Annotated in this window: 23 protein-coding genes and 1 tRNA gene; 12 read left to right on the forward strand and 12 right to left on the reverse strand. The window is 63.8% G+C overall.

Translation table 11 applies throughout. The features are described from left to right. Positions 1 to 27: 27 nt before the first annotated feature. The gene (locus tag GJ698_RS26975; RefSeq protein WP_154360955.1) at positions 28 to 1,380 is read left to right on the forward strand and encodes an enolase C-terminal domain-like protein; all 1,353 of its coding nucleotides are present in this window, start codon (positions 28 to 30) and stop codon (positions 1,378 to 1,380) included. On the opposite strand, the gene GJ698_RS26980 is transcribed toward GJ698_RS26975, so the two are convergent. Together GJ698_RS26980 and GJ698_RS26985 are read right to left on the reverse strand one after the other, a co-directional pair. Further along, entirely contained in the window at positions 1,372 to 1,686 is a 315-nt protein-coding gene (locus GJ698_RS26980) for a hypothetical protein (RefSeq protein WP_154360956.1), read from the reverse strand. The two genes, GJ698_RS26975 and GJ698_RS26980, sit on opposite strands and share 9 nt — an antisense overlap. 73 nt (positions 1,687 to 1,759) lie before the next feature. Further along, positions 1,760 to 2,662 carry a LysR family transcriptional regulator gene (locus GJ698_RS26985; protein ID WP_154360957.1) on the reverse strand — a complete coding sequence of 301 codons (903 nt, stop codon included), beginning with the start codon at positions 2,660 to 2,662 and terminating at the stop codon, positions 1,760 to 1,762. Between the two features lie 112 nt (positions 2,663 to 2,774). Here GJ698_RS26985 and GJ698_RS26990 point away from each other — a divergent pair, with 112 nt between their 5' ends. Genes GJ698_RS26990 through GJ698_RS27000 form a run of 3 tightly spaced genes read left to right on the forward strand, consistent with a single transcriptional unit; the run spans position 2,775 to position 4,513 of the window. Further along, the gene (locus GJ698_RS26990) at positions 2,775 to 3,524 is read left to right on the forward strand and encodes an SDR family oxidoreductase (protein ID WP_154360958.1); all 750 of its coding nucleotides are present in this window, start codon (positions 2,775 to 2,777) and stop codon (positions 3,522 to 3,524) included. A 2-nt stretch (positions 3,525 to 3,526) separates the two neighbouring features. After that, positions 3,527 to 3,946, forward strand: coding sequence for a nuclear transport factor 2 family protein (locus GJ698_RS26995; RefSeq protein WP_154360959.1), 420 nt, complete (start codon positions 3,527 to 3,529; stop codon positions 3,944 to 3,946). Between the two features lie 12 nt (positions 3,947 to 3,958). Continuing rightward, the gene (locus GJ698_RS27000; protein ID WP_154360960.1) at positions 3,959 to 4,513 is read left to right on the forward strand and encodes a VOC family protein; all 555 of its coding nucleotides are present in this window, start codon (positions 3,959 to 3,961) and stop codon (positions 4,511 to 4,513) included. A gap of 32 nt (positions 4,514 to 4,545) precedes the next feature. Here the strand turns inward: GJ698_RS27000 and GJ698_RS27005 are convergent, their stop codons facing one another. Then, positions 4,546 to 4,995: a glycine zipper 2TM domain-containing protein gene (locus GJ698_RS27005; protein ID WP_154360961.1), complete on the reverse strand. Its 450-nt coding sequence runs from the start codon at positions 4,993 to 4,995 to the stop codon at positions 4,546 to 4,548. A 209-nt stretch (positions 4,996 to 5,204) separates the two neighbouring features. On the opposite strand from GJ698_RS27005, the gene GJ698_RS27010 reads away from it, so the two are divergent. From GJ698_RS27010 to GJ698_RS27025, 4 genes are all read left to right on the forward strand, one after another. Next, complete coding sequence (locus GJ698_RS27010) at positions 5,205 to 6,119, forward strand: alpha/beta fold hydrolase (protein WP_154360962.1); 915 nt, start codon at positions 5,205 to 5,207, stop codon at positions 6,117 to 6,119. Positions 6,120 to 6,137: 18 nt separating this feature from the next. Next, positions 6,138 to 6,551: a VOC family protein gene (locus GJ698_RS27015; RefSeq protein ID WP_154360963.1), complete on the forward strand. Its 414-nt coding sequence runs from the start codon at positions 6,138 to 6,140 to the stop codon at positions 6,549 to 6,551. A gap of 108 nt (positions 6,552 to 6,659) precedes the next feature. Next, positions 6,660 to 7,046, forward strand: coding sequence for a BPSL0067 family protein (locus tag GJ698_RS27020; protein ID WP_154360964.1), 387 nt, complete (start codon positions 6,660 to 6,662; stop codon positions 7,044 to 7,046). A 12-nt stretch (positions 7,047 to 7,058) separates the two neighbouring features. Then, positions 7,059 to 7,499, forward strand: coding sequence for an STY0301 family protein (locus GJ698_RS27025; protein ID WP_154360965.1), 441 nt, complete (start codon positions 7,059 to 7,061; stop codon positions 7,497 to 7,499). Between the two features lie 929 nt (positions 7,500 to 8,428). Here GJ698_RS27025 and GJ698_RS27030 read toward each other — a convergent pair. Then, positions 8,429 to 8,513 (reverse strand) — tRNA-Leu (locus GJ698_RS27030). A 93-nt stretch (positions 8,514 to 8,606) separates the two neighbouring features. Further along, a complete protein-coding gene (locus GJ698_RS27035; RefSeq protein ID WP_154360966.1) occupies positions 8,607 to 10,511 on the reverse strand; it encodes an AAA family ATPase in 1,905 nt (634 codons plus the stop codon). Between the two features lie 382 nt (positions 10,512 to 10,893). Here GJ698_RS27035 and GJ698_RS27040 point away from each other — a divergent pair, with 382 nt between their 5' ends. Then, on the forward strand, positions 10,894 to 11,283 hold the full coding sequence (locus GJ698_RS27040; RefSeq protein WP_154360967.1) for a gel scht: 390 nt from the start codon (positions 10,894 to 10,896) through the stop codon (positions 11,281 to 11,283). A 2-nt stretch (positions 11,284 to 11,285) separates the two neighbouring features. On the opposite strand, the gene GJ698_RS27045 is transcribed toward GJ698_RS27040, so the two are convergent. The 7 genes from GJ698_RS27045 to hutC form a co-directional block, all read right to left on the reverse strand. Next, complete coding sequence (locus tag GJ698_RS27045; RefSeq protein WP_154360968.1) at positions 11,286 to 12,017, reverse strand: substrate-binding periplasmic protein; 732 nt, start codon at positions 12,015 to 12,017, stop codon at positions 11,286 to 11,288. Positions 12,018 to 12,102: 85 nt separating this feature from the next. After that, complete coding sequence (locus GJ698_RS27050; protein WP_154360969.1) at positions 12,103 to 13,827, reverse strand: ArnT family glycosyltransferase; 1,725 nt, start codon at positions 13,825 to 13,827, stop codon at positions 12,103 to 12,105. A gap of 92 nt (positions 13,828 to 13,919) precedes the next feature. Beyond that, on the reverse strand, positions 13,920 to 14,189 hold the full coding sequence (locus GJ698_RS27055; RefSeq protein WP_154360970.1) for a type B 50S ribosomal protein L31: 270 nt from the start codon (positions 14,187 to 14,189) through the stop codon (positions 13,920 to 13,922). 165 nt (positions 14,190 to 14,354) lie between these two features. After that, complete coding sequence (rho, locus tag GJ698_RS27060; RefSeq protein ID WP_154360971.1) at positions 14,355 to 15,617, reverse strand: transcription termination factor Rho; 1,263 nt, start codon at positions 15,615 to 15,617, stop codon at positions 14,355 to 14,357. A gap of 119 nt (positions 15,618 to 15,736) precedes the next feature. Beyond that, positions 15,737 to 16,063 (reverse strand): thioredoxin TrxA, encoded by a 327-nt coding sequence (gene trxA / locus GJ698_RS27065; protein WP_154360972.1) that lies wholly within the window; start codon positions 16,061 to 16,063, stop codon positions 15,737 to 15,739. 201 nt (positions 16,064 to 16,264) lie between these two features. Next, entirely contained in the window at positions 16,265 to 20,533 is a 4,269-nt protein-coding gene (locus GJ698_RS27070; protein ID WP_229260191.1) for a PAS domain S-box protein, read from the reverse strand. Between the two features lie 225 nt (positions 20,534 to 20,758). Further along, a complete protein-coding gene (gene hutC, locus GJ698_RS27075) occupies positions 20,759 to 21,481 on the reverse strand; it encodes a histidine utilization transcriptional repressor HutC (RefSeq protein ID WP_154360974.1) in 723 nt (240 codons plus the stop codon). 127 nt (positions 21,482 to 21,608) lie between these two features. Between hutC and ada the strand changes: the two genes are divergently transcribed. The 3 genes from ada to GJ698_RS27090 are packed head-to-tail and all read left to right on the forward strand — an operon-like array spanning position 21,609 to position 24,079. Continuing rightward, positions 21,609 to 22,664 carry a bifunctional DNA-binding transcriptional regulator/O6-methylguanine-DNA methyltransferase Ada gene (gene ada, locus GJ698_RS27080; protein ID WP_154360975.1) on the forward strand — a complete coding sequence of 352 codons (1,056 nt, stop codon included), beginning with the start codon at positions 21,609 to 21,611 and terminating at the stop codon, positions 22,662 to 22,664. Continuing rightward, a complete protein-coding gene (locus tag GJ698_RS27085; RefSeq protein WP_371865450.1) occupies positions 22,657 to 23,487 on the forward strand; it encodes a 2OG-Fe(II) oxygenase in 831 nt (276 codons plus the stop codon). The genes ada and GJ698_RS27085 overlap by 8 nt, the downstream gene beginning before the upstream one ends. Positions 23,488 to 23,500: 13 nt before the next feature. Next, entirely contained in the window at positions 23,501 to 24,079 is a 579-nt protein-coding gene (locus GJ698_RS27090) for a TetR/AcrR family transcriptional regulator (protein WP_208023887.1), read from the forward strand. Positions 24,080 to 24,162: the final 83 nt, after the last annotated feature.

Consider the following 24,162-nt stretch of genomic DNA (forward strand, 5'->3'; position numbering starts at 1 on the left):
ACCGAACTTATTTGGAGTAGAGAACACATGAACCAATCAAGCAGCCCAGTCATCACTTCGATGCAGGTCATTCCAGTGGCAGGCTACGACAGCATGCTGCTGAACCTGTGCGGCGCGCATGCGCCATTCTTCACGCGTAACCTGGTGCTGCTGACCGACAGCGCGGGCCATACCGGCATTGGCGAAGTGCCGGGCGGCGCCGGCATCCTGGCGGCGCTGGAGCGTTCGGTGGCACTGGTGGTGGGTACGCAGATTGGCCGCTACAACCGCACGCTGAACGCGATCCGCGCCGCGATCGGCGGGCAACATCAGGTGACCTCCGCCGCCGAGGCCGAGGTGCTGAAGCAGCCGCACGAAATCAATCTGCGCCTGGACAATGTGGTGACGGCGGTGGAAGCGGCGCTGCTCGATTTGCTGGGCCAGCACCTGGGCGTGCCGGTGTGCGAACTGCTGGGTTCCGGCCAGCAGCGCGACAGCGTGCCGATGCTGGCCTACCTGTTCTACATCGGCGACCGCGGCCGCACCGATCTGCCTTACCTGGCCGGCGACGGCGCCAGCGGCTGGTACGCGCGCCGCCACCAGGAAGCGATGACGCCGGCGCAGATCGTCGAACTGGCCGAAGCCACCGTGGACAAATACGGCTTCAAGGATTTCAAGCTGAAGGGCGGCGTGATGCGCGGCGCGGAGGAAATGGAAGCCGTCACCGCGATCAAGAAGCGCTACCCGGATGCGCGCGTGACGCTGGACCCGAACGGCGCCTGGTCGCTGAAAGAGGCGATTGAACTGTGCCGCGGCCAGGGCCATATCCTGGCGTATGCGGAAGATCCGTGCGGACCGGAGAACGGTTATTCGGGCCGCGAAATCATGGCCGAGTTCCGCCGCGCCACCGGCATTCCCACCGCCACCAACATGGTCGCCACCGACTGGCGCCAGATGGCCCATTCGCACCTGCTGGGCGCGGTGGATATTCCGCTGGCCGATCCGCATTTCTGGACCATGCAGGGATCGGTGCGGCTGGCGCAGCTGTGCGAGCAATGGGGACTGACGTGGGGATCGCACTCCAACAACCACTTCGATGTCTCGCTGGCGATGTTCACGCACGCCGCCGCTGCGGCGCCGGGCAACATCACCGCCATCGACACGCACTGGATCTGGCAGGAAGGCCAGGAGCGCCTGACGCGCGAGCCGCTGCAGATCGTCGGCGGCGCGGTGCAGGTGCCGCAGAAGCCGGGCCTGGGCATCGAGCCGGACATGGAGCGCATCCAGGCCGCGCACGCGCTCTACAAAAAAGTCGCCACCACCGCCCGCGACGACGCCATGGCCATGCGCTACCTGGTCCCCGGCTGGACCTACTCGCCGAACCGCCCGAGCTTAGGTTAACTTGAGCAGCAAGGCTGAAATCAATGAAGACTGCAATATGCCGACAGTAACGACCCACTTGATGATTTCAGCCTTGGTGTCGGCGATTTTCGCTTCGAGCTTGAGCTCCACCTGATCGATTCTTGCATTGACCATGATCTTTACCTGATCGATCTTGGCATCTGTCCGCTCCAGCCTGGAGTCCAAGGCGATGAGTTCACGCATGACGTCACCGGCCATTGCAGCCTGGATGTCCGCTAGTGCCGGGGCCATGCCGGCTTCAGTCAGGCGCGTGGCGTATTGATGATTGTCGAAAGTGATGGTCATGGCGCACCTCGTGGATGTAGGCGTTTATCCTGCTCGCTCCGTCTTCGTAAGGTTTGAGGTGGCGCAAAGGTGCTTACCCCAGGCGCTGTGGGAAGGTCTCCACCAGCCAGTCGATGAACACGCGCAGGCGTTGGGGAACGTGGCGGTTCTGCGGATAGACCACGTGGAATGGGTAGGGCGCCGGCCGCCAGGGCTGCAGGATCTCCACCAGCGTGCCGTCCTTGATGGCGGCGCCGGCGGCGTAGGCGAAGGTCTGAATGATGCCCAGTCCCGCCAGCCCGGCCGCCATGTGGCCATTGCTCTCGTTGACGCCGATGCGGTGCTCGATCTTGATTTCGGTCTTCTCGCCATCGCGCAGGAAGCGGAACGGAATCGCCCGCCCGCTCTGCGCCAGCATGTAGGCCACCAGCCGGTGGCCGTTCTTCAGCTCCTCCGGATACGCCGGCACGCCATACTGCTTCAGGTATTCCGGCGTGGCGCAGGTGACCATCTTCGCCTCGCCGATGAGACGCGCCACCAGCGATGAATTGTCCAGCGGACCGCCGCGGATCACGCAATCCACATTGTCGCTGACCATGTCCACCGAACGGTCCGACACGCCCAGGTCGATGCGGATGTCCGGATAGCGCGCCAGGAATTCGGGCAGGGCGGGAATCAGCACCTCGCTGGCCGTCGAGCCGCCCGTGTCGACGCGCAGTTGCCCGCGCGGCTTGCTGCGGGCGATGTTGAACGAGGTGTCGACATCCTCCAGATTGCGCAGGATCAGCGCCGTCTTCTCATAGTAGTCCTGGCCGTCCGGCGTGACGGTGACGCGGCGCGTGGTCCGCTGCAGCAGGCGCACGCCCAGGTGCGACTCCAGCTCCTGCACCAGCTTGCTGAGCGAGGCGTTCGGCATGTCCAGCGAATCGGCCGCCTTGGTAAAACTGCCTGCCTCCACCACCCGGGCAAAAGCCCGTATCGCCAATAACTGATTCATGCGGATTATCCATGTGTGTAGATAGTTATTTCAATTTTACCCGCTTTTTCAAATAATCTGCCAGCAGTAAAGTTCTCCCATGCACTTCGCATCCAACTTCAAGGAGAACATCATGAGCAAGCAACTGAATGGCAAAATCGCACTGGTTACCGGCGGCAGCACCGGCATCGGCCTGGCCACCGCGCAGGAACTGGCGGCGCAAGGCGCACGCGTTTTCATCACCGGCCGCCGCCAGGCTGAACTCGACGCCGCCGTCGCCGCGATTGGCGCCGGCGCCATTGGCATCCGCGCCGACGCTTCGGTACTGAGCGACCTGGACGCGGTCTATGCCCAGATCGCCAAGAGCGCCGGCAAGCTGGACATCCTGTTCGCCAACGCCGGCGGCGGCGACATGATGCCGCTGGGCGCCATCACCGAAGAACACTTCGACCGCATCTTCGGCACCAACGTGCGCGGCGTGACCTTCACCGTGCAGAAAGCGCTGCCGCTGCTGGTCGACGGCGCCTCGGTGATACTGACCGGTTCCACCACCTCGATCCAGGGCACGGCCGCTTTCAGCATCTACAGCGCCAGCAAGGCCGCCGTGCGCAACCTGGCCCGTTCGTGGGTGCTGGATCTGAAAGAGCGCGGCATCCGCGTCAACGTCGTCAGCCCTGGCCCGATCCGCACGCCAGGTCTGGGCGGCCTGGTGCCGGATGAAGCACGCCAGGGCCTGTTCGACTTCCTGGCCTCGCAAGTCCCGCTGGGCCGTCTGGGCGAAGCGGCGGAAATCGGCAAGACCGTGGCCTTCCTGGCCAGCGACGCGGCCAGTTTCATCAACGGCGCCGAGCTGTTCGTCGACGGCGGCATGGCGCAGGTGTAAGCATGAAAAAGTTCATCGCTATCGGTGCCATGCTGATCGCATCGCTGGCCCAGGCCCAGGCGACGGATGAAGTGGCGGTTGCGCAGCAGGCAATCAACCGTCACTTCGACATCTGGAACGACCGCAACGCCGCGCATTGGGACGCCAAGCTGCCGCAGGTCTACACGGCCGACGTGCTGGTGGCGGACTACGGCGGCCTGGCCACCGGCTACGCCGACATCCGCCGGCTGCTGGAGCGGGTGCAGGCCGACCATCCCGGCTTCGTCTTCACGCCGGCGCCGGTCGCCTGGAACCATGGCTTAGGACGGGTTACCTGGGGCTATGGGCCGAAGGATAATCCCAACCAGGTCCACGGTGAGGACATCTTCACCATCAAGGACGGCAAGCTTGCGAGCCTGCGCGTCTTCATCGACAAACAATAAAGGAAGCGCATCATGAAAATCTTCGCTGCGGTATTTGCCGCCATCGTACTGAACCTGGGCGGCGCCGCCCAAGCCGCCGGCATCAAATCGGCCGGTATCGACCACGTCGGCGTCAACGTGCCGGACCTGAAGCAGGCCGAGGCCTTCTTCGCCAACACCTTCGGCTGCGAGCCGGTCACGCAGATCGGCCCGTTCCCAATGACGCCGCGCGCCGAAAGCCTGACGCTGGCGATGATCCGCTGCGGCACCGGCGCCAACATCGAACTGTTCGAATACAAGAACTCGACCGGCAGCAGCGTGATGCCGAAGAGCGAAGACATCGGCGCCTCGCACATCGCCTTCTACACCGACGACGTGAAAGCCGGCGTGGCCTACCTGAAATCGCAAGGCATCACCGTGCTGGGCGAACCGATGACCATGACCAGCGGCGATACCGAAGGCGAGACCTGGGTGCACTTCCTGTCGCCATGGGGCTCGGAGCTGGAACTGGTGGGCTACCCGAACGGCAAAGGCTACGAGAAGACCTCCAAGCTGAAGCTGTGGAATCCTAAACGCCCAGCCAAGTAACACCATGGCCCGGTTCGCACCGGGCCATTTTTTTATTGCTGCTGATTGCGCTTGGCGATTTCATTACCGGCATAACCGCCGCCAATCGCGCCGGCGATGGTCGCCAGCTTGCGGCCGTTACCGCTGCCTACCTGATTGCCCAGCAGACCGCCGACGACCGCACCGATGCCCATACCCACCACGCTGTTCTGCGCGACCGGTGCTGGCGCTGGCGCAGCCGGCTGCGGCGCATAAGTGTGATGCACGATGGTCTTATGCTCCACTACCCGGCGCGGCTCAGGCTGTGGCGCGACGGCTTGTATCGGAGCCGGTGCAGGAGCGACTGCGGCGATAGGAACCGGCGCATCGTTCGGTGCATTGCTGGCATGCGAGTTCGGCAGAAGTCCTGCAATCGAAGCCGCGCCAACCAGGCTGACCAGGGCCACCGAGCCGGCAGCGAAAGCCATCATCGGATGAATGCGGTTGCGTGGGGTATGTTCCATTTCGTCTCTCCTGAATATCGCCATCAGTGGCGCTTGTTCGTATAACGGGCAGTAGAGAGCGATAGCTGACGTGGAAAGTGTTTCCAGCGTAAGCAGATGTTACCTGATTTGATTCCAATGGTTGAAACTGATGGCGATGATTATTGACTACCGGAGACGTAATCGCAAGACCATACTGTGCTCATCAACCCTTACTTCAGGAGCACATCATGAACAAAGCAATCCAAGGTTTCCGTCATCTGTTGCTGGCTGCCGCACTGGCCGGCTCGACGCTGGCACAGGCCGCCGCCCCAACCGGCTACACCGACAAAGTGGCGCAAGTGAACGGCACGCAAATTCATTACCAGGTCGGCGGCAAGGGCACGCCCGTGGTCCTGCTGCACGGCTACACCCAGACCGGCTACATGTGGCGTCCCGTCATGGCCGAACTGGCCAAGACCCACACCGTGATCGTACCCGACCTGCGCGGCGCCGGCGCCTCGGCCAAGGCGGCGGACGGCTATGACAAGGCCAATATGGCCAAGGACATCCACGAACTGGTGAAAACCGTGAGCGGCGAACCAGCCACCGTGGTCGGCCACGACATCGGCATGATGGTGGCGTACGCCTACGCCGCCCAGTATCCGCAGGACACGCAGAAAGTCGCGCTGATGGACGCCTTCCTGCCTGGCATCGGCAACTGGAAAGACATGTTCCTGCTGCGCGACCTGTGGCACTTCCACTTCTACGGCGAAACGCCTGAACAACTGGTGAAAGGCCGCGAGCGCACCTACTTCGAACACTTCTGGAACGACTTCGCTGCCGACCGCAAGCACTCGATTCCTGAAGCGGACCGCAAACTGTATGCAGCAGCCTACGCGCAGCCTGGCGCCATCCACTCCGGCTTCGAATACTTCAAAGCCTTCCCAGCGGACGCCGAACGCTTCGCCGAACTGGGCAAAACCAAGCTGACCATGCCTGTGTTGGTGATCGCCGGCGAAAAATCGGGTGGCGACTTCCTGGTCAACCAGGTCAAACTGGTGGCTGACGATGTGGACGGCAAAGTCATCCAGGGCTCGGGCCACTGGCTGATGGAAGAAGCACCGCAACAGACCATTCCTGTGCTGCTGCAATTCATCAAGTAATCACTCGTGAGCGAAGAAATGAACGGACTGACACTGAACAACGTCGCCATCGCAGTCGGCGATCTGCCCAAGATGATTGCATGGTACGAGCGCGTGTTAGGCCTGACCGCCGCCGAGCGTGGCCGGTTCGGCGCGGTCGGCGCGGATTACGCGATGATGGAAGGCGCCGGCACGCGCATCGAGCTTGTCACGCTGGCCGGCACGAGCACTACGCCGGTGGACCGCACAGCGCCGCCCTCGCACCTGAGCGTGCTGGGATACAAGGCGCTGGTGTTCGACACGCAGGATCTCACGGCCGTCACCGCCGCGCTGAAAGCCCACGACGTGGAATTTGTCTGGGCCGATCAACAACTGACGCCGCAGCGCCGCTCCACCATGATCCGCGATCCGGAAGGAAACATGATTCATTTCTTCGGACCACTTCAGAAGTAATCCCCTGGCCCGGTTCGCACCGGGCCTTTTGTTTGTCGTGCTTCAATACGCACCGATTACCGCTGGATACAGTGAGAACATTTTCACCGCCTTGCAAGGGAGGTTCAAATGCCTTACGTCTATTCCAAAGTCGATGATCTGGAGGGCACCGAGCTCGTAGGAACTCACCAATGCGTAGCCTTAATCCAGCACTATGCGAAGATTCCCGTCTCTTCCGCATGGAGAGAAGGAGAGCATGTCGTTGAAAGCGCAACGCTAAAAAAAGGAACTGCTATTGCGACCTTCGTCAACGGCCGATATCCAAGTAAAAGTCATGGCAATCATGCTGCATTTTTCCTGCGGTTCGGTCCTAACGGCATATGGATAATGGATCAATGGAAGCATGAAAAGAAGACCGAGGTATCGGCACGGTTTATTCCAAGGCGAGGAAAAACCAAGAGTGGTGTTTATATCCGCCCAAGCGACAACGCGGATGCGTTCTACGTTGTTGAATAATTGGAGGCGCGTATGATCATCAAAAGTTTACTCTCCTCGATGCAGTGTCTGCTGCTTGTCGCCCCGATCGGCCTCATGGCCGCACCGCTACACGCCCTCGAATGCCCTGAGCTAATTTCTCCCTCTTCTATTCGTGTAACTGATACAGCTGCAGACTGGGTGCCCTACGTCGCATCCCCGCTGTATCTGCACGCGGCTGCGCCGATGTACGGCCCACCGGAAATGAGGGGAGACCTCACGGACTTCCAAGAGATGCGAAGTAAAAATGAATGGTCCTACACGTATGCGCTTGACGGTGCATTCCCCGACGGAAAGTGGTTGCAATGCACGTATGGAGAGCACAATCAGGTGACACTCTCTCGCCGACTGCCCGATGAGACGGCGGAATGCAAGCTCACCTACCGCAAAGGCCTCAAGGCGGGACAGCACGCTATACAGATCCAGTGTAAATAAATGATCTTTGCTGTTTAACATCCGTAAGACCCACAGAAAGTCGATGCCCTCTTGCCCGGTGGCCGACGATGTGGACGGCACGGTCATCGCTTATATCTTTTACTTCCGCCATCGCAGAAACCATCACCGGATATAGGGTGAGGTAAGAATCCTCTCTCGTTTTGCGTTCATCTGGGACGAACCTTTTTGACGTACGGGAGATGAGTTTTGGCAGGTTTGTCAGAACTTTCCGTGCGGTCCAGACCAACAATCCTTTCCCCAGACCGAGATACCATGGTGACGATGACAGCAGACCTGTCATCATGAATAGTGCCGTCAGGATCGGGAAATTCATCACGCCAGATGCCAAATCGAGAGCGAAATTGAGGAGGCACAGCCCTATTCCGAGATAAAGCAGGGAGGGCGAGTTGATCGCCCAGCCGACGATTCAACACAACGGCGCTGTCGCCGTAAAGGCGAGAATTATATTTCGCATCTTAATCGCCTCGGTATTGGCAATAGCGTACAAGGCGCCATTGAAGTCGATCAGGAACAACATCGGGTGGTAATGCACTTCCATTTGGCATGGGGGCCGAAGGGGGATGTAGACGGCCCGCGCGAGCGTTGTAGCCTTCAAGGGATACCAATAAGTGGATTGGGATGCCGTCGGCGGTTTGCGTCAAGATGCCTTTCGAGCGCGTTCCCGAGCGCGGCTTGTCAATGTCGGTTTCGTCAGGTCCGTTCAACTGTCCGGTGCAACGATCAACGGGACAAACGAAACACTCAAGTGCACGGCTGCAATCGGCGCGCGCAATGTATTTAGGAGGATAAGGGAAATGGCGAAACAGAAACGAGCTAATCCAGGATCTTTTCATGAAGAAGTCTATATAGCGCCAATGGACAACAAAAACCCCGCCAAGCTGTGCAGCTTGGCGGGGTTTTCTATATTCTGGTGCCCCGGGCCGGAATCGAACCGGCACGCCTTGCGGCGGCGGATTTTGAGTCCGCTGCGTCTACCAATTCCACCACCGAGGCAGGTGTGTAGCAATGCGACCCGCATTATCACTCATTTGACACCCTGCCGCAACCCTGCACCCGGATTTTTATCTTTTAACAAGCAAGCTTGCCTTATGCCGCTTTTTTAAGCTGCGCCTGTTGTTGCTGCTCCAGCAGCGCGAAGATCGCATCCTTCGACAGCACGTACTGGTCCATCAGCACGCCCTTCAGCTCGCTGATCTGGTCGCGGTAGTCGGCAATGGCGGTCAGGGTGTAGCTGTACAGCTCGTCGGCCTTGGCTTCCACCTGGCCCAGATCAGCCTCCTGGTCCTTGAACTGGCTGTGGTCGATCTTCGAGCGCGAGTACATCGACAGTTTGTTGACCATCAGGTCCAGCATCGAGGTGGCTTTCTCGATGTCGTTCTGGCTGCCGACGGAGATGCCGCGCGGGCCGTAGAACAGTTCTTCCGCCGCCACGCCGCCGTACAGCTGGATGACGTCGCGCTCCAGTTCTTCCAGCGTGCGCAAGGCCACGTCGTCCGAGGCCGACAGCACGTAGCCCAGCGCGTTCAGCTTGGACACCGATTCGGTCGAGATCTTCAGCATCGGCGAGCGTTCCTTCACTTCGGCCAGCGGCAGGCCTTCGCGCAGCCAGGGGTCGATCTGCATGAAGAAGTGGCCCAGTTCGTGCAGGGCGACGCGTTCGCGCTGGCGGGTCTTTTCGGCGGTGGTGGCGCGGTCGGTCAGGCCGATGGTGGCGCGCTCGAAGGCGCGGAACATCAGGTCGGTGTTGATGACCTGCTTTTCCTGGATCGACAGCATGCTGGCGCGCTCGACCACGGTTTGCAGCACCGCCGGGCTGAGGTTGGCGGTGATTTCCGACACATGGTCGAGGTTCAAGTCTTTCCAGTCGACGCAGCCGTCGGCCTTGCGCATCAGGAAGGAGCGCAGCAGTTCGCGGCGCTCGGTCTTGTTCGGCAGGCGGAAGTTGATCTTGACCGAGAAGCGGCGCAGCATGGCTTCGTCCATGCGCGTCGAGGCGTCGTCGAAGTTGGAGGCGACCACCCAGATGACGCCGGCGCCCTTGTCGCTGCGCACGCCGTCGAGCAGGCCCAGCAGGGTGTTGGCGGTGTCGTCTTCCCATTTCTTTTCGCCGCGGCCGCGCGGCATGAACAGGCCCTGGGCTTCGTCGAGGAAGATGATGCAGCTGCCGCGCGCGCAGGCTTTCTTGTGCAGCGCGTGCAGCGCCTTGGAGCCGCCGCCGATGTAGCCCGATTCCAGCGCCGAGGCCGAGGCGGTGATCAGCGGCACGTCGAGGCGCTTGGCCAGGTAGCCGGCCAGCTTGGTCTTGCCGGTGCCCGCCGGTCCCGTCAGCATGACGTTGAACGGCTTGTCGATGTCGTGTTCCTTGTACAGCGCGCGGTTGCGTATCATTTCCTCCAGGTGCAGCACTTCCTGCTTGATGTCTTCCATGCCGATCAGGTCGTCCATGCTGCCGCCCAGCTGGTCCGGCGTCAGCACGGTGGCGCTCACGCCCATGCCCGGCAGACCGTTGCGCAGCACGAACAGCACCAGCCCCACCAGCAGGATGTCGACCGCGTGGCGCACCAGGAAGGCGGCGACGCGCGCCAGCATGCTCACTTCATCGTCCTGCATCACCGCCTTGTGCGAGGCCAGGTAGTCGTCGCGGGCGATGGCGTACGGAATATTGTTGCGCAGCAGGACTTCGCGCTCCAGGCTCAGGTGGGTGGTGCCCGGCACCTTGACCACGTACAGCTTGGCGTCATCCTTCAGCTTGAAGATGTAGCGCGGCGCGTCCGACTGCGGCGCGGCAATCAGCAGGTAGTCCAGCTGCGCGCGCTTGGCCGGCAGCGCCGTGATCTGGGCGATGTCCTGGGTGCGCAGGATGGGGCTGGCGTCCTGCGGCACCTCGGCGCGCAGGCCCAGCAGGATGGCCAGCGAGATCGTCAGCACCAGCAGGGCGGCACGGACAGTGGTTTTACGCAGCGCGGTTTGAAGTTTGTAAAGAGTGAACATAATGCATCATCACGATCATGATGCCGGGGCTGGGCGCGAGGGTGGGGCGCAGCAGCCGGGGCCGCCAAGGCCGGTGCGCAGACTGGAGGCGCAGCCGGTGGAGTTGTTGGTTTGCTGCCGTAGGGCAACTCATTCAATGCGCAACTATATCCCTGTTGGGGCCGTTTGTATCACGGCGCCGCATAAAAACTCGCGGCGCGCAACAGCTGCCGGCCGGCACACCGTTTATCCCCGGCTTTTGACGTTTGAGGTACGCGCTTTTGCCGCCCGTCGCATACGCCGGATATTGGCCAAATGGTTTGTTAATCTGCTCATGTCCCCGCTGAAAATACAAACCGCAGCGGTGGCTCCCCGCAGTTCCTACAACCTGATGGAGTACACCATGAAAACGATCCTGCTTGGCGTTGTGACCGCGCTTGCCCTGAGTTCCCTGCCTGCTGCCTATGCCCAAGATACCAGCGTCAGCGTCAGCGCTGCCCGCGCCGCCCAGTACCAGATGCAGCCCGATGAATTCCTGCCGTATCACAATACCTACCTGCTGGAAAACGGCCAGAAAATCTCCTTCGACAACCGCCTGACCAAGCTGTACGCCACGCTGGGCAACGCGCGCCCCGTGCGCATCTACGCCACGTCGCAAACCAGCTTCGTCACCGACGACGGCACGCGCTTCGAGTTCCATGACGGCGGCGACGCCCTGGCCATCAGCGATTTCCAGAAGATGCATCTGGCCAAGAACGTGCCGGCCAACGGCATCATGATGGCGCGCCGCTGAGCTTAAGGGCTTTTGCCCCAGTGCTCGTATTTGCGGTCGATCTTCGCCAGGGTGCCGTCGCGCCGCATGTCGGCCAGGGCGGCGTTCAGCTTGTCGATCAGCTCGTTCGGCACGGCCAGGTTGCACGCCAGGTAAACTTTCACGCGATGGAACACCATCAGCGGCACCACCTTGTCCGACCAGTCATAGGGGCCCGGGCCGGTTCCGCCATTGCGCACCGAGACCGCCCACAGGTCGATGCGGTTGAGCAGCAGCTTTTGCGGATTGATCAGGTCGTTGCTGACGGCGTCGACGTTGAAGCCGCGGCTGCGCAGGTAGTCGTCGCGGGCGTCGCCGATGGCGGTGCCGATACGCAGCTTGCGGGCGTCGTCGATCGTGTTGAGCGGGAAGCTGTGGTCGGCCCGGCCCCAGAACTGCCATTCGGCTTCATCGGTGGGGCCCACCCATTTGAACAGCTGCTCGCGCTCCGGCGTGCGCGAGGTCGAATACACGCAGGTCTGCTCCTGCGTTTGCGCCGTCATGTAGGCGCGTTTCCACGGCAACTGGTCGATGCGGTAGTCGGTGCCGGTGCGCGCCATGATTTCGCGCACCTTGTCGGTGGCGCGGCCGATGATGACGCCGTCGGCGTCGCGCATGCTCGATGGCGGCGAGTGCTCCGTGGTGATCAGCAGTGGCGCTGCGCGCGCTGCGCCACCCGTCGCCAGCAGGAATAATGTCAGGATAATAAATCGCATGGGCTGGCCGCTTTCTGCCAAAAAGCATAGCAGCATGCTACCCGCGCGGCAATACAGCGTTGTATTGCCGCCCGCCGGCCCCGCTTCAGTTGGCGCGGCGATACAGGCGGAAGCGTTCCTCGCGGTCGGCCGCGCGCCGGCCTTCCCACAGCAGCACCCACTGCTTGCCCCGGTACTGCGGCACGATTTCGCGGTCGTCGCGCAGCTTGATGCTATCTTGCAACAGCAGCAGGTCGCAGTGGTCGGTTTCCACGCCGGCGAACGGCAGCTGCGCGTAGTAGGCAAACGATGCGCGCTGGGCCGCGCCGATATTCGATTCGATGCAGTGCTTGCCAGGCGGTAGCTTGGCGGCGATCTGCTGCGCCACGCTGGCGTAGCTCTTGCCGTAGTTGAAGTCCGGCAGGAACAGCGTCATCAGCAGAATCCAGATCAGGATCAGGCCGCCCGAGGACAGCACCACGGCGCGCCACAGCACCGCCGGCTGGCGCGAGATGCGCCAGTACACCAGCACAAACCAGCCCAGCGTGGCGGCCAGCGCCACGACGAAGGCAATCCAGCCCACCTCCGGCGTGAAGCCCGGCACCAGCTTGAGGGCGTTGCGCGCGGCCTTTTCCGGCCAGCCGGTCAGCGTGGCGATCCAGAATAGCCAGATGACCGCCGCGCACATGGTCAGCGCCATCACCGAGAACCAGTCGATGGCGTTGATGGCGCCGCGCTTGACGGTCAGCAGGCCGAAAGCGGCCATCACCGCCAGCGGCGGCAGCAGCACCAGCAGCTGGCCCTGCTCGGGTTGCGGATGGCACAGCGTCAGCAGCAGGCCGACGACGACGAAGGCCAGCGGCACCACGATGTGCAGCACGCCGCGCTGGCGGCGCCAGGCCCACACCGCCCAGCCGGCGAACGGCCAGGCCGGCCAGAAGAACCACAGGCCGACGCGGAAGAAGAATTTGACCGAGGCCCAGCTGGGCCAGTCCAGCTGCAGCCAGTTCCAGTCCATCCAGGCGTTCAACGGCTGCTGATGGTAGGGCTCCAGCAACTGCGCCGGCAGCAGCCACAACGCGACCACCACGGCGCCGACGGCCAGCGTGGCGCCGAGGTCGCGCACGGCGCGGATGGCCGGCTGCGCCAGGAAGCGGGTGCAGGCAAACAGGGCCAGCACCAGGCACACCGGCGTCAGCCAGCCGCGCGTCAGCGTCAGCAGGCCGACCGCCAGGCCGCTCAGGGCGGCGTTGCGCAGCGACGGTTTTTCCACGTAGCGCACGGTGCGGTACAGCAGCAGCGCGGTCAGGGACACCTGCAGCGCTTCCGGCGTGGTTTCGTGGCTGTGCAGCAGCAGGCCGAGGCAGCCGAGGTAGATCAGCAGGGCGGCGTCGGCCAGCGTGCGGCCGAAGTCGTCCGGTTCGGGCTGGCCGCCAAAGGCCAGGCGCAGCGGTTGCGCGTCCTGGCGGCGGCCCAGGTTGAAGGTGGCGTACCACAGCGACAGCGCGCCCAGCAGGAATACCAGCACGGTGCCGACGCGGGCGCCCAGCACGTCGCCCAGCAGCCAGCCGAACAGCTTGATGCCGAGCGCGCCGAGCCAGAAGGCCAGCGGGCCTTCGTCCGGCCACGACAGGCCGGAAATGTTCGGCCACAGCCAGTCCTGCCAGCCGCCGTGCGCCATGGTCCACATGATGCCGAAGCTGGCGGCGTCGTCGTTCTTCCACGGGTCGCGGCCGATCAGGCCAGGCAGGATGTACAACAGGCCGAGGGCGAACAGCGCCCAGCGCGGCAATGCCAAGGTAGCGGCGGCGGGAAGACGGACTGGCTTCATCGATCAGTGTGTTTTAAGAGTAGAACCGGAGTATGACGGTATCAAACAAAAAAAGCAGCCAGAGGCTGCTTTTTTTATCGAAGCGGCAAGAATTAGCCGGCTGCGACAGCGGTTTTCGAACCGACCGAACCGAACTTCTGGCGGAATTTCTCAACGCGGCCAGCGGTGTCGACGATTTTGTGTTTGCCGGTGTAGAACGGGTGCGATTCAGCCGACACCTCGATCTTGACCAACGGGTATTCTTTACCGTTGAACTCGATTTTTTCGCGGGTGCCGATGGTCGAACGGGTGATGAATTTGAAATCGCACGACAGGTCGTGGAAGACAACTTCACGGTAATCTGGATGGGTATCTGCTTTCATGTGTAGCCTCAGTAGTTTGGTAGCCAAACAGCACTTCGTCGGTCTGTCATGCCTCGTGACCCGATTGCCGCTCACTTGCCTGGTTGAATAATGCGATCGGGGATTATACCGGGGTAAACGCAAACAGGCAACCGAGGTTGCCTGTTTGATACGACTAAGCCAGGCTTAGCCGCCGCGACGCATCATGTCGAAGAACTCGGTGTTGTTCTTCGTCGCGCGCATCTTGTCGAGGATGAACTCCATCGCCTCGATCTCATCCATCGAGTACAGCAGCTTGCGCAGGATCCAGATCTTCTGCAGCTGGTCCGGCTTGATCAGCAGTTCCTCGCGGCGGGTGCCCGATTTGTTCAGGTTGATCGACGGGTAGACGCGTTTTTCGGCCAGGCGGCGCTCCAGGTGCACCTCCATGTTGCCGGTACCCTTGAATTCCTCGTAGATCACGTCGTCCATGCGCGAGCCGGTTTCGATCAGCGCGGTGGCGACGATGGTCAGCGAGCCGCCTTCCTCGACGTTACGGGCGGCGCCGAAGAAGCGCTTCGGACGCTGCAGCGCGTTGGCGTCGACACCGCCGGTCAGCACCTTGCCGGAGGCCGGGATCACGGTGTTGTAGGCGCGCGCCAGGCGGGTGATCGAATCCAGCAGGATGACCACGTCTTTTTTCATTTCGACCAGGCGCTTGGCTTTTTCCAGCACCATCTCGGCGACCTGCACGTGGCGGGTGGCCGGTTCGTCGAAGGTCGAGGCCACGACTTCGCCGCGCACCGAGCGCTGCATCTCGGTCACTTCCTCTGGACGTTCGTCGATCAGCAGCACGATGAGGGTGACGTCCGGGTGGTTGGAGGTGATCGCGTGGGCGATGTGCTGCAGCATCACCGATTTGCCGGACTTCGGCGACGCCACCAGCAGGCCGCGCTGGCCCTTGCCGATCGGCGCGATCAGGTCGATGATGCGGCCGGTGATGTTTTCCGTGCCGTTGATGTCGCGTTCCAGGCGCAGCGGCTCGTTCGGGTGCAGCGGCGTCAGATTCTCAAACAATATGCGGTGTTTCGAGGCTTCCGGCGATTCGCCGTTGACCTTGTCGACCTTGACCAGCGCGAAATAACGCTCGCCGTCTTTCGGGGTGCGCACTTCGCCCTCGATCGAGTCGCCGGTGTGCAGGTTGAAGCGGCGGATCTGCGACGGCGAGATGTAGATGTCGTCGGTGGAGGCCATGTAGCTGGCGTCCGGCGAACGCAGGAAGCCGAAGCCGTCCGGCAGCACTTCCAGGGCGCCGTCGCCGAAGATCTGCTCGCCCGATTTGGCGCGTTTTTTCAGGATGGCGAACATCAACTCTTGCTTGCGCAGACGCGCCGCATTGTCGATATCCAGTCCGATGGCCATTTCCAACAACGCCGAAACGTGCAAGGCCTTTAATTCAGATAGATGCATATTGTTGAGTATCCCGTGACGGGAAAGTAAAGGTAGGGGAGGGAACTACGTGGGTGTCTCGTATTATTCAGCGGCGGCCGCGGGCGCGGCGCCGCTGTTGCAACGTAACGATATCTTACTTAGATATTGCTGTCGATGAAAGAGGTCAGCTGGCCTTTTGCCATTGCGCCAACCTTTTGCGCGGCCGCGACGCCGTTCTTGAACAGGATCAGGGTCGGAATGCCGCGGATGCCGAATTTGGCCGGAACCGCCTGGTTCGAATCGACGTCCAACTTGGCGATCTGAATCTTGCCTTCGTATTCTTTGGCGACTTCTTCCAGGATCGGGGCGATGCTCTTGCATGGGCCGCACCATTCGGCCCAGAAGTCGACCAGCACAGGGCGGTCGGACTTGAGCACGTCGGCTTCAAAGGATGCATCGGTAATGTGTTTGATATTTTCGCTCATAATTTCCTCAATCGAGGTAGATGTAAGTAATAACGCCTGGGGACGGGCCTCAAACGCTGCCATGGGCAGCAGTTGGGTGCCATTCGCGCGATTTCAATGTCTCGGAGGGGATAGCAACAAGGTCGGCAGGCAGGGATGGCGTAAATAATAACCCATTTTTCAGAAATGTGCGGTGGTTTGTCAAAAGCCGCGCAATTCTGTTCAGTTGTCGTCGGCGAAGGTGGTGTTGGTCATGATCTGTTCGGTGATCTGTTCCAGCAGCGGCCACAGTTTTTGCAGCAACTGGCGGGCCTGCTGCTGGTTGTCGGCGTCGCTGGCGTCGGCCGGCAGCTGTTCCAGTTCCAGCATCATGTCGCCCATGCCCAGCGCGCCGACGGTGCGCGCCGGCGATTTCAGCTTGTGGCCGAGGTCGCGCAGCGCGGCCAGGTCGCCGCGTCGCAGCGCCGCCTCCATCTGGGTCAGGCCGTCCTGGGTGTTCTGCAGGAACTTGAAGGCGAACTTGCGCACCTTGTGCGGGTGGTAGCCGAGCAGCTTGGCCAGGATCGACAAATCGATCACGGCCGGGTCGCCGCCCAGGGTCGGCTTGAAGGCGGGGCGCGGCGGCCAGGCCGACGGCGGCGCCGGCGCGGCGCCGTCCTCGCGCTCCGGCAGCCAGTTGGCGATGGTCTGGTACATCAGCGCCGGCTGGATCGGCTTGGAGATGAAATCGTCCATGCCGGCCTCGATGCAGCGCACCCGGTCCTCGCTGGTGGCGGTGGCGGTCATGGCCAGCACCCGCATGTCGGCCAGGCGCGGGTCGGCGCGGATGCGGCGGGTGGCCTCCAGGCCGTCCATCAGTGGCATCTGCACGTCCATCAGCACGCAGTCGAAGGCGGTCTGGCGCAGCAGCTCCAGCGCCTCCATGCCGTTGGCGGCCAGGCATACCGAGGAGCCTACTTCCTCCAGCATCTCCAGCGCGATCTGCTGGTTGAAGGTGTTGTCCTCCACCAGCAGGATGCGGGCGTTCTTCAGCGCCGCCATGACGGCGGCGCTGCGCGAGGACGCCAGCAGCTCGGCGGCGGCGTCCTTGACGCGGTCGATCAGCGCCGGCACCGAGGCGTCGCTGATGCCCAGGCGCGCGGTGAACCAGAAGGTGCTGCCCTGGCCGGGACGGCTGCGCACGCCGACCTCGCCGCCCATCAGCTGCGCCAGCTGCTTGCAGATCGCCAGGCCCAGGCCGGTGCCGCCGTATTCGCGCGTGGTGGAGGTGTCGGCCTGCTGGAATTGCTGGAACAGCTTGTCGATTTCGCCTTCCGACAGGCCGATGCCGCAGTCGCTCACTTCAAAGCGCAGCAGGCAGCCGTGGGCGTCGCCGACCACCTGGCGCACCCGCACCTCGATGCGGCCCTTCTCGCTGAACTTGATGGCGTTGTTGGCGTAGTTGATCAGCACCTGGCCGAGCCGCAGCGGGTCGCCGCGCAGCACCTTGGGCAGGGTCGGATCGAGGTCGTACACCAGTTCCAGCTCGCGGCTGGCGGCCTTCGGCGCCACCACGGTGTTCAGCGTCTGGATCACGTGGTCGAGCGCGAAGTCGACCTGCTCGATCTCCAGCTTGCCGGCCTCGATCTTGGAGATGTCGAGGATATCGTCGATGATGCCCAGCAGGTGCTCGCCGGCGAAGCGGATCTTTTCCAGGTAGTCGCGCTGGCGCGGATCGAGTTCGGTCTTCAGCGCCAGGTAGGCCATGCCGATCACGCCGTTCATCGGCGTGCGGATCTCGTGGCTCATATTGGCCAGGAACTGGCCCTTGGTCTGGCTGGCTTCCTCGGCGACCAGGCGCGCGTGATCGAGTTCGCGCGTGCGCATCTCGACGCGCTCCTCCAGGTGCTCGTTCAACTCGCGCAGTGCGTCTTCGCCGCGCTTGCGGTCGGTGATCTCGGTCAGGCTGGCCACCACCAGGTGGATGGCGCCGCTGTCGTCGGGGATCGGTTCGGCATTGACCGACATCCAGCAGCGCGTGCCGTCCGGCTGCGCCAGGCCCATCACCACGTCGCGCACCGACATGCCCAGCGCCAGCGCCTGCTGCACCGGATGGCTGCCGGCGTCGAACGGCGTGCCGTCCTCGCGCACGCCGGCCCACAGGCCGCCGGCGCTGAATTCCGGCGTGTGCGCCAGCATGCGCGCGGCGGCGGCGTTGCGCTCGATGACGACGCCGTGGCCGTCGACCATCACCAGGCCGTTGGTGACGGCGTTGAAGATCGAGGCCAGGCGCTGGCTGGAATCGTGCAGCGCTTCTTCCGCCTGGCGGCGCGCGGTGATATCGGTCAGCATCGCCAGCATGCCGGCGTAGTGGCCGGAGTCGGCGTTCATCACGGTGGTCGACAGCAGGCACCAGACGGTGCTGCCGTCGCTGCGCAGGAAGCAGACGTCGCCCTGCGCCGCCTCGCCCGACAGGCGCCGCTGCAGGTGCTGCTTGAGCAGCGCGCGGCCGCTGTCGTCCATGAAGTCGGTCATGGCGCGGCCCATCATGTGTTCGGCGTCGTAGTCCAGCATCTGCGCCAGCGTCGGGTTGACGAAGGTGGTGCGGTCGTCGGCGTTGGTCATCCAGATGCCCTCGGCGGCGGTCTGCACGATCTGGCGGTAGCGCGCCGAGCTGGCCTGCAGCGCCTCCTCGGCGCGCTGGCGCTGGGTCATGTCGCGCAGCGCCACGATCACCAGCTGCTGGCCGGCCAGCTCCACCGGCGTCATGTGCACCATGGCCGGGAAGCTGCTGCCGTCGGCGCGCAGCACGCACAGCACGCGGCCCGGCAGGTTGGGCCGGACGAACAGTTCGCGCACGCGGCCGTTGGCGCGCATCGCTTCCGGCGCCAGCTGTTCGACCTGCTGGCCCGCCATGTCGCCCTCGTAGCCGAAGCTGTGGGCACAGGCCGGATTGGCGTGGCGCACCTGGCCGTGCTTGTCGGCCACCAGCAGCGCGCCGGGCGTGGCGTCCACCACGGCCCACAGGCGCGCTTCCTCGGCCAGCGCGCGTTCGGCGATGTCGACCATGGTGCCGGCGGCGCGCAGCGGCTTGCCGTGGGCGTCGCGCTGCAGGATGGTGCCGCGCGCCAGCACCCACTTCCAGCTGCCGTCGCGGGTGCGCAGGCGGTGCTCGCTGCGGATATGGCCGGTGGCCGCGGTGGTGCTGGCCAGGTGCAGCGCGATGCCGTGTTCGACGTTGCGGCGGTCGTCGGGATGGACATAGTCCAGCCACTGCGCCAGCGTCGGGTGGAATTCCTCGGGGCGGTAGCCCAGCATGCGGCAGTAGCTGGGCGAAAACGCCAGCGTGCCGCTGTCGAGCCGCCATTCCCAGGTGCCTTCGCCCGAGCCTTCCAGCGCGAAGCTGGCCATGCGCTCGGCGCTGCCCAGTTCCGCGAGCGCCAGGCGCAGCGCGCCGGCCTGCAGCCGCAGGCGCCACGCCATCCACATCGACGTCAGCAACAGCAGCAGGCCGAGGATGGCGCCGCCGTAGCGCAGCAGCGGCGGGTCGTCCGGCGGCTGGTACAGGAAGCCGTCGATGCTGAAATTCGCCGGCAGCATGCCCTGTTCGCTGTAGGCGCGGGCGATGGCGCGCCAGCGTTCCGGGTTGTTGTAACCGAGTTCGATCAGCGGCTGTTCCAGCAGCGTGGCGATGCGTTGCGCTTCGAACATCAGGTGCTCGCGGCTGTGGCGTTCGGGATAGCGGGCGCGTATCAGGTCGGCGATCTGGGCCGGGTGCTGCATGGCGTAGCGCCAGCCGCGCAGCGTCGCCTCGCGCAGCGCCTGCACGCGCGCCGGGTGCTCGCGCAATTCGCTTTCGGTGGTGTACAGCACGTCGCCGTAGAAATCCAGGCCGTGGGCGCCGGGCGACAGCAGCTCGTAGCGCAGGTTGAGCCGGTCCAGCACGTACGGCGCCTCGGTCACGTAGACCGACATGGCGTCGACCCGGCCCTCGGCCAGGTCATCGTAGTTGTAACTGTGCGGCACCGGGTACAGCTGGTTCATGCGCACGCCCTGCTTTTTCAGGAACACCGTCAGTTCCTCGTTGTTGGGGGCGATCATCAGGCGCGCGCCTGGCCACGGGCGCGGCTGGCCGTCGGCCTCGACCCGGCGCAGCAGGGCGGCGCCGGAATGCTGGAAGATCGAGGCCAGCACCACCACCGGCTGGCCGATGCCGCGCGCCAGCAGCAGCGAGGTGTTGCCGACGCCGTACTGGGCGTGGCCCTGCACCACGGTTTGCAGGGGATCGTAGCCGGGGCGCGCCTCCAGCAGCGTGACATCGAGGCCGGCGTCGCGGTAATAGCCCTGGTCCTGGGCCGCGTAGTAGCCGGCGAACTGGAACTGGTGCAGCCATTTGAGCTGGATGGTGACTTTTTCCGCGGCGGTCGCCGCCGGCGCCAGCGCGAACGCGCATGCCGTCAGCGCGCCGGTCGCTATCCAGTGCGACAGACGTAGCCAGCGTGGCTGGCGCAAGCGCGGACGGCTGTGAAGCAAGTGATCCCTTTCGGTGGACGCTGGGTACTGTACCGGGAAAACTATAGCATCGAAGCCAGCACTATAGGCCACGCCGTGGTAAGAAAACGATTGCGTCATCCGCAGGCGGGAAAAGCGCCTGAATTTAACACTTTTGCGCGATTTTCGTGACAATCGGAGAGAAAGCGCGGGCCGGTGTGGCTTGCGATGCGATAGTAATCGCTTCTACTGGTTGAAGCTGCCGGCGAACTGGTAGCGGTGGCCGGGATGCCACATCGTCACCAGCGAGGCGATCATGCCGCCGGAATGGGTCTGGCGCTTGAGCACCAGGCAGGCCTGGCGGGTGTCGATGGCCAGCATGTCGGCCACGTCGCGCGGCGCCGCCAGCGCCTCGATGCTGTAGGTGGCGCCCTGCAGCGGCGCGGCCTGCATCAGGTATTCGTTGGGCGTGATGTGGGCGAAGTCCTGCTCCATGTAGTCCGGCGCGCATTGCGGGTTGACCCAGCGGTCCTCGACCTGGATCGGCACGCCGTTCTCAAAGTGCACGATCACCGAGTGGAACAGCTGGTGGCCGGGCGGCAGGTCGAACTGCTTGGCCATCAGGTCGTTGGCGCGCACCCGTTCCAGCTGCTGCAGGCTGCTGCGGTGGGCGTGGCCGCGCGCGCGCACCTCGTCGGCGATGGATTTGATCTCCAGCAGCGTGGCCTGGTATTTTTGCTGGGCCACGTAGGTGCCGGAACCCTGGCGCCGCGTGAGCACCTGTTCGGCGGTGAGTTCGCGCACGGCGCGGTTGACGGTCATGCGCGAGACGCCGAACTGCTTGACCAGCGCCTGCTCGGACGGGATCACGTCGCCTTCCTTCCAGGTGCCGGCGGCGATTTCGGCCAGCAGGTAGTCCTTGATGCGCTGGAAAATAGGCGTGCTGTCTTGCGTAACTTGGTCGTCCAAACGGCTGTCTCCTGGTGAGGTGTCATTCTAGCATCGCATCCTTGTACAATTCAAAAGCAAGAGGCGGAGTGCCGCGGTTTTTTGTGCTGGGTAGGATGGCGTCATTCCACCAATTACGGAGCCTGAGATGGACAATTACGGTAGCGATGCAGCGCGCTGGAACGCTGTGCAGCAGCGCGACGCCGGCGCCGACGGCGAATTCTGGTATTCGGTCAGCAGCACCGGCGTGTATTGCCGGCCATCGTGCGCGGCGCGTCCGGCGCTGCGCAAGAACGTGGCCTTCCACGCCAGCCGCGAGGCGGCCGAGCAGGCCGGCTTCCGTCCCTGCCTGCGCTGCAAGCCGGACCAGCCGCCGCTGGCCGAGCGCCAGGCCGCCATCGTCGCCCAGGCCTGCCGCCTGATCGACGAGGCGGAGGAGTCGCCGGACCTGGACCAACTGGCGGCGGCGGTGGGCGTCAGCCGCTTTTACTTCCATCGCATGTTCAAGGCGGTGACCGGGATTACGCCGAAAGCCTACGCCAACGCGGCGCGCGCGCGGCGGGTGCAGGCCGGCCTGGCCGGGCAGGCCAGCGTGACCGAGGCGATGTATGCGGCCGGCTTCAATTCCAGCGGGCGGTTTTACGCGCAGTCGCCGGCGGTGCTGGGCATGAAGCCGTCGGCCTTCCGCGCCGGCGGCGCCGGGGAGCAGATCCGCTTCGCGATTGCCGAGTGTTCGCTGGGGCCGATCCTGGTGGCCAGCACGGCGCAGGGCATCTGCGCTATCCTGATCGATGACGATCCGGATTTCCTGGTGCGCGATCTGCAGGACCGCTTCCCGAAGGCGGAGCTGATCGGCGCCGAGCCGGAATACGAGCAGGTGGTGTCGCGCGTGGTCGGCATGGTCGAGCAGCCGTCGGTGGGCCTGGACCTGCCGCTCGATGTGCGCGGCACGGCGTTCCAGCAGCGCGTTTGGCAGGTGCTGCGGGCGATCCCGCCCGGGCGCCGGGTCAGCTATGCCGAGCTGGCGCAACTGGCCGGCGTGCCGCGCGGCGCCCGCGCCGTGGCCAGCGCCTGCGCGGCCAACAGCATCGCGGTGGCGATACCGTGTCACCGCGTGGTGCGCAACGACGGCGCGCTCTCCGGCTACCGCTGGGGCGTGGACCGCAAGGCGGAATTATTGAACAGAGAGGCGGTCAGTGAGTAACGGAGAACTGGATTTCGGCGACGCCGCCGCAGAACGCAAGCCGCGCAAGGCGCCGCCGGTGGCGACGCCCGACGCGCAGGCGCAGGCCATCGCGCGGCGGGCCGTGGGGGCGGCGGCGGGCATCGCCGTGCACGTGGCGGGACTGGACTGGCAGGCCATCGGCGACGAGCTGAATGCGCACGGCTACGCCATCCTGCCCGGCATGCTGACCGCCGAGGAATGCGCCGTCATGGCCGCGCAGTACGCGCAGCCGCAGCTGTTCCGCAGCCGCGTGGTGATGTCGCAGCACGGCTTCGGCAGCGGCGAATACCAGTACTTCCGCTATCCGCTGCCATCGACCATCTCGGCGCTGCGCAACGCGCTGTATGGCCCGCTGGCGCACATCGCCAACCGCTGGCACGAGCTGATGGACCTGCCGGACCGCTTCCCGGCCGAGCAAACCGGCTTCCTGGCGCGCTGCCACGCCGCCGGCCAGCAGCGTCCGACGCCGCTGCTGCTGCAATACACGGAGGGCGACTACAACTGCCTGCACCAGGATCTCTACGGCGAACACGTGTTCCCGTTGCAGGCTGCGGTGCTGCTCAGCCAACCGGGCAAGGACTTCGACGGCGGCGAATTCGTGCTGACCGAGCAGCGTCCGCGCATGCAGTCGCGGGTCGAAGTCGTACCGCTGAAACGCGGCGACATGGTAATCTTCGCCGTCAACCACCGTCCCGTGCAGGGCACGCGTGGCATCTACCGCGTCAACCTGCGGCACGGCGTGAGCCGGCTGCGGAAGGGCCAGCGCCATACGCTGGGCATCATCTTCCACGACGCGAACTAACCAAGGAACAGCAGTGGCAAGGCAAAGAGAATTCGACCGCGTCGATGCATTGAACAGAGCACAGGAGGTGTTCTGGCAAAAAGGCTACGCCGCCACCTCCACCAGCGACCTGCTGGAAGCGATGCAGATCGGCCGCCAGAGCCTGTACGACACTTTCGGCGACAAGCGCACGCTGTACCTGGAAGCGCTGGCGCAATACAGCCAGGACAGCGTGACCGACCTGCTGCGCAACCTGAAAGGCGACACCGCCCTCGGCGCCGTCGACAATATGCTGCAAGCCTTCGCCGGCCGTCCCAGGCGCGACAACGCCAAGGGCTGCATGGGCGTCAATGCCATTTCCGAATTCGGCACCGGCGACGAGGAAGTCAACGCGCTACGCGACGCAAGCGGCAAGCGGTTGAACCGCGCGCTGGAAGCGCTGCTGCGCGAGGCTGCCGCCAGCGGCGAAATTCCGGCCGATACCGACATCGCCCAGGCCACCAGCTTTGTCGCCGCCACGCTGTCCGGCATGAAGATCAGCGCCAAAGCCGGCGCCAGCATCGCCACCTTGCGCGCGATCGCCAGCTTCGCGGTGCAGGGCCTGCGCGGCTAGCAAAACCGGGGTCAGTGCCGACATTCGGACACGGCCTCAGCCGCGCGCGGCTGAGGCCGTGTCCGAATGTCGGCACTGACCCC

The sequence above is a fragment of the Duganella aquatilis genome (assembly GCF_009674565.1).
GTDB lineage: Bacteria > Pseudomonadota > Gammaproteobacteria > Burkholderiales > Burkholderiaceae_D > Rugamonas > Rugamonas aquatilis.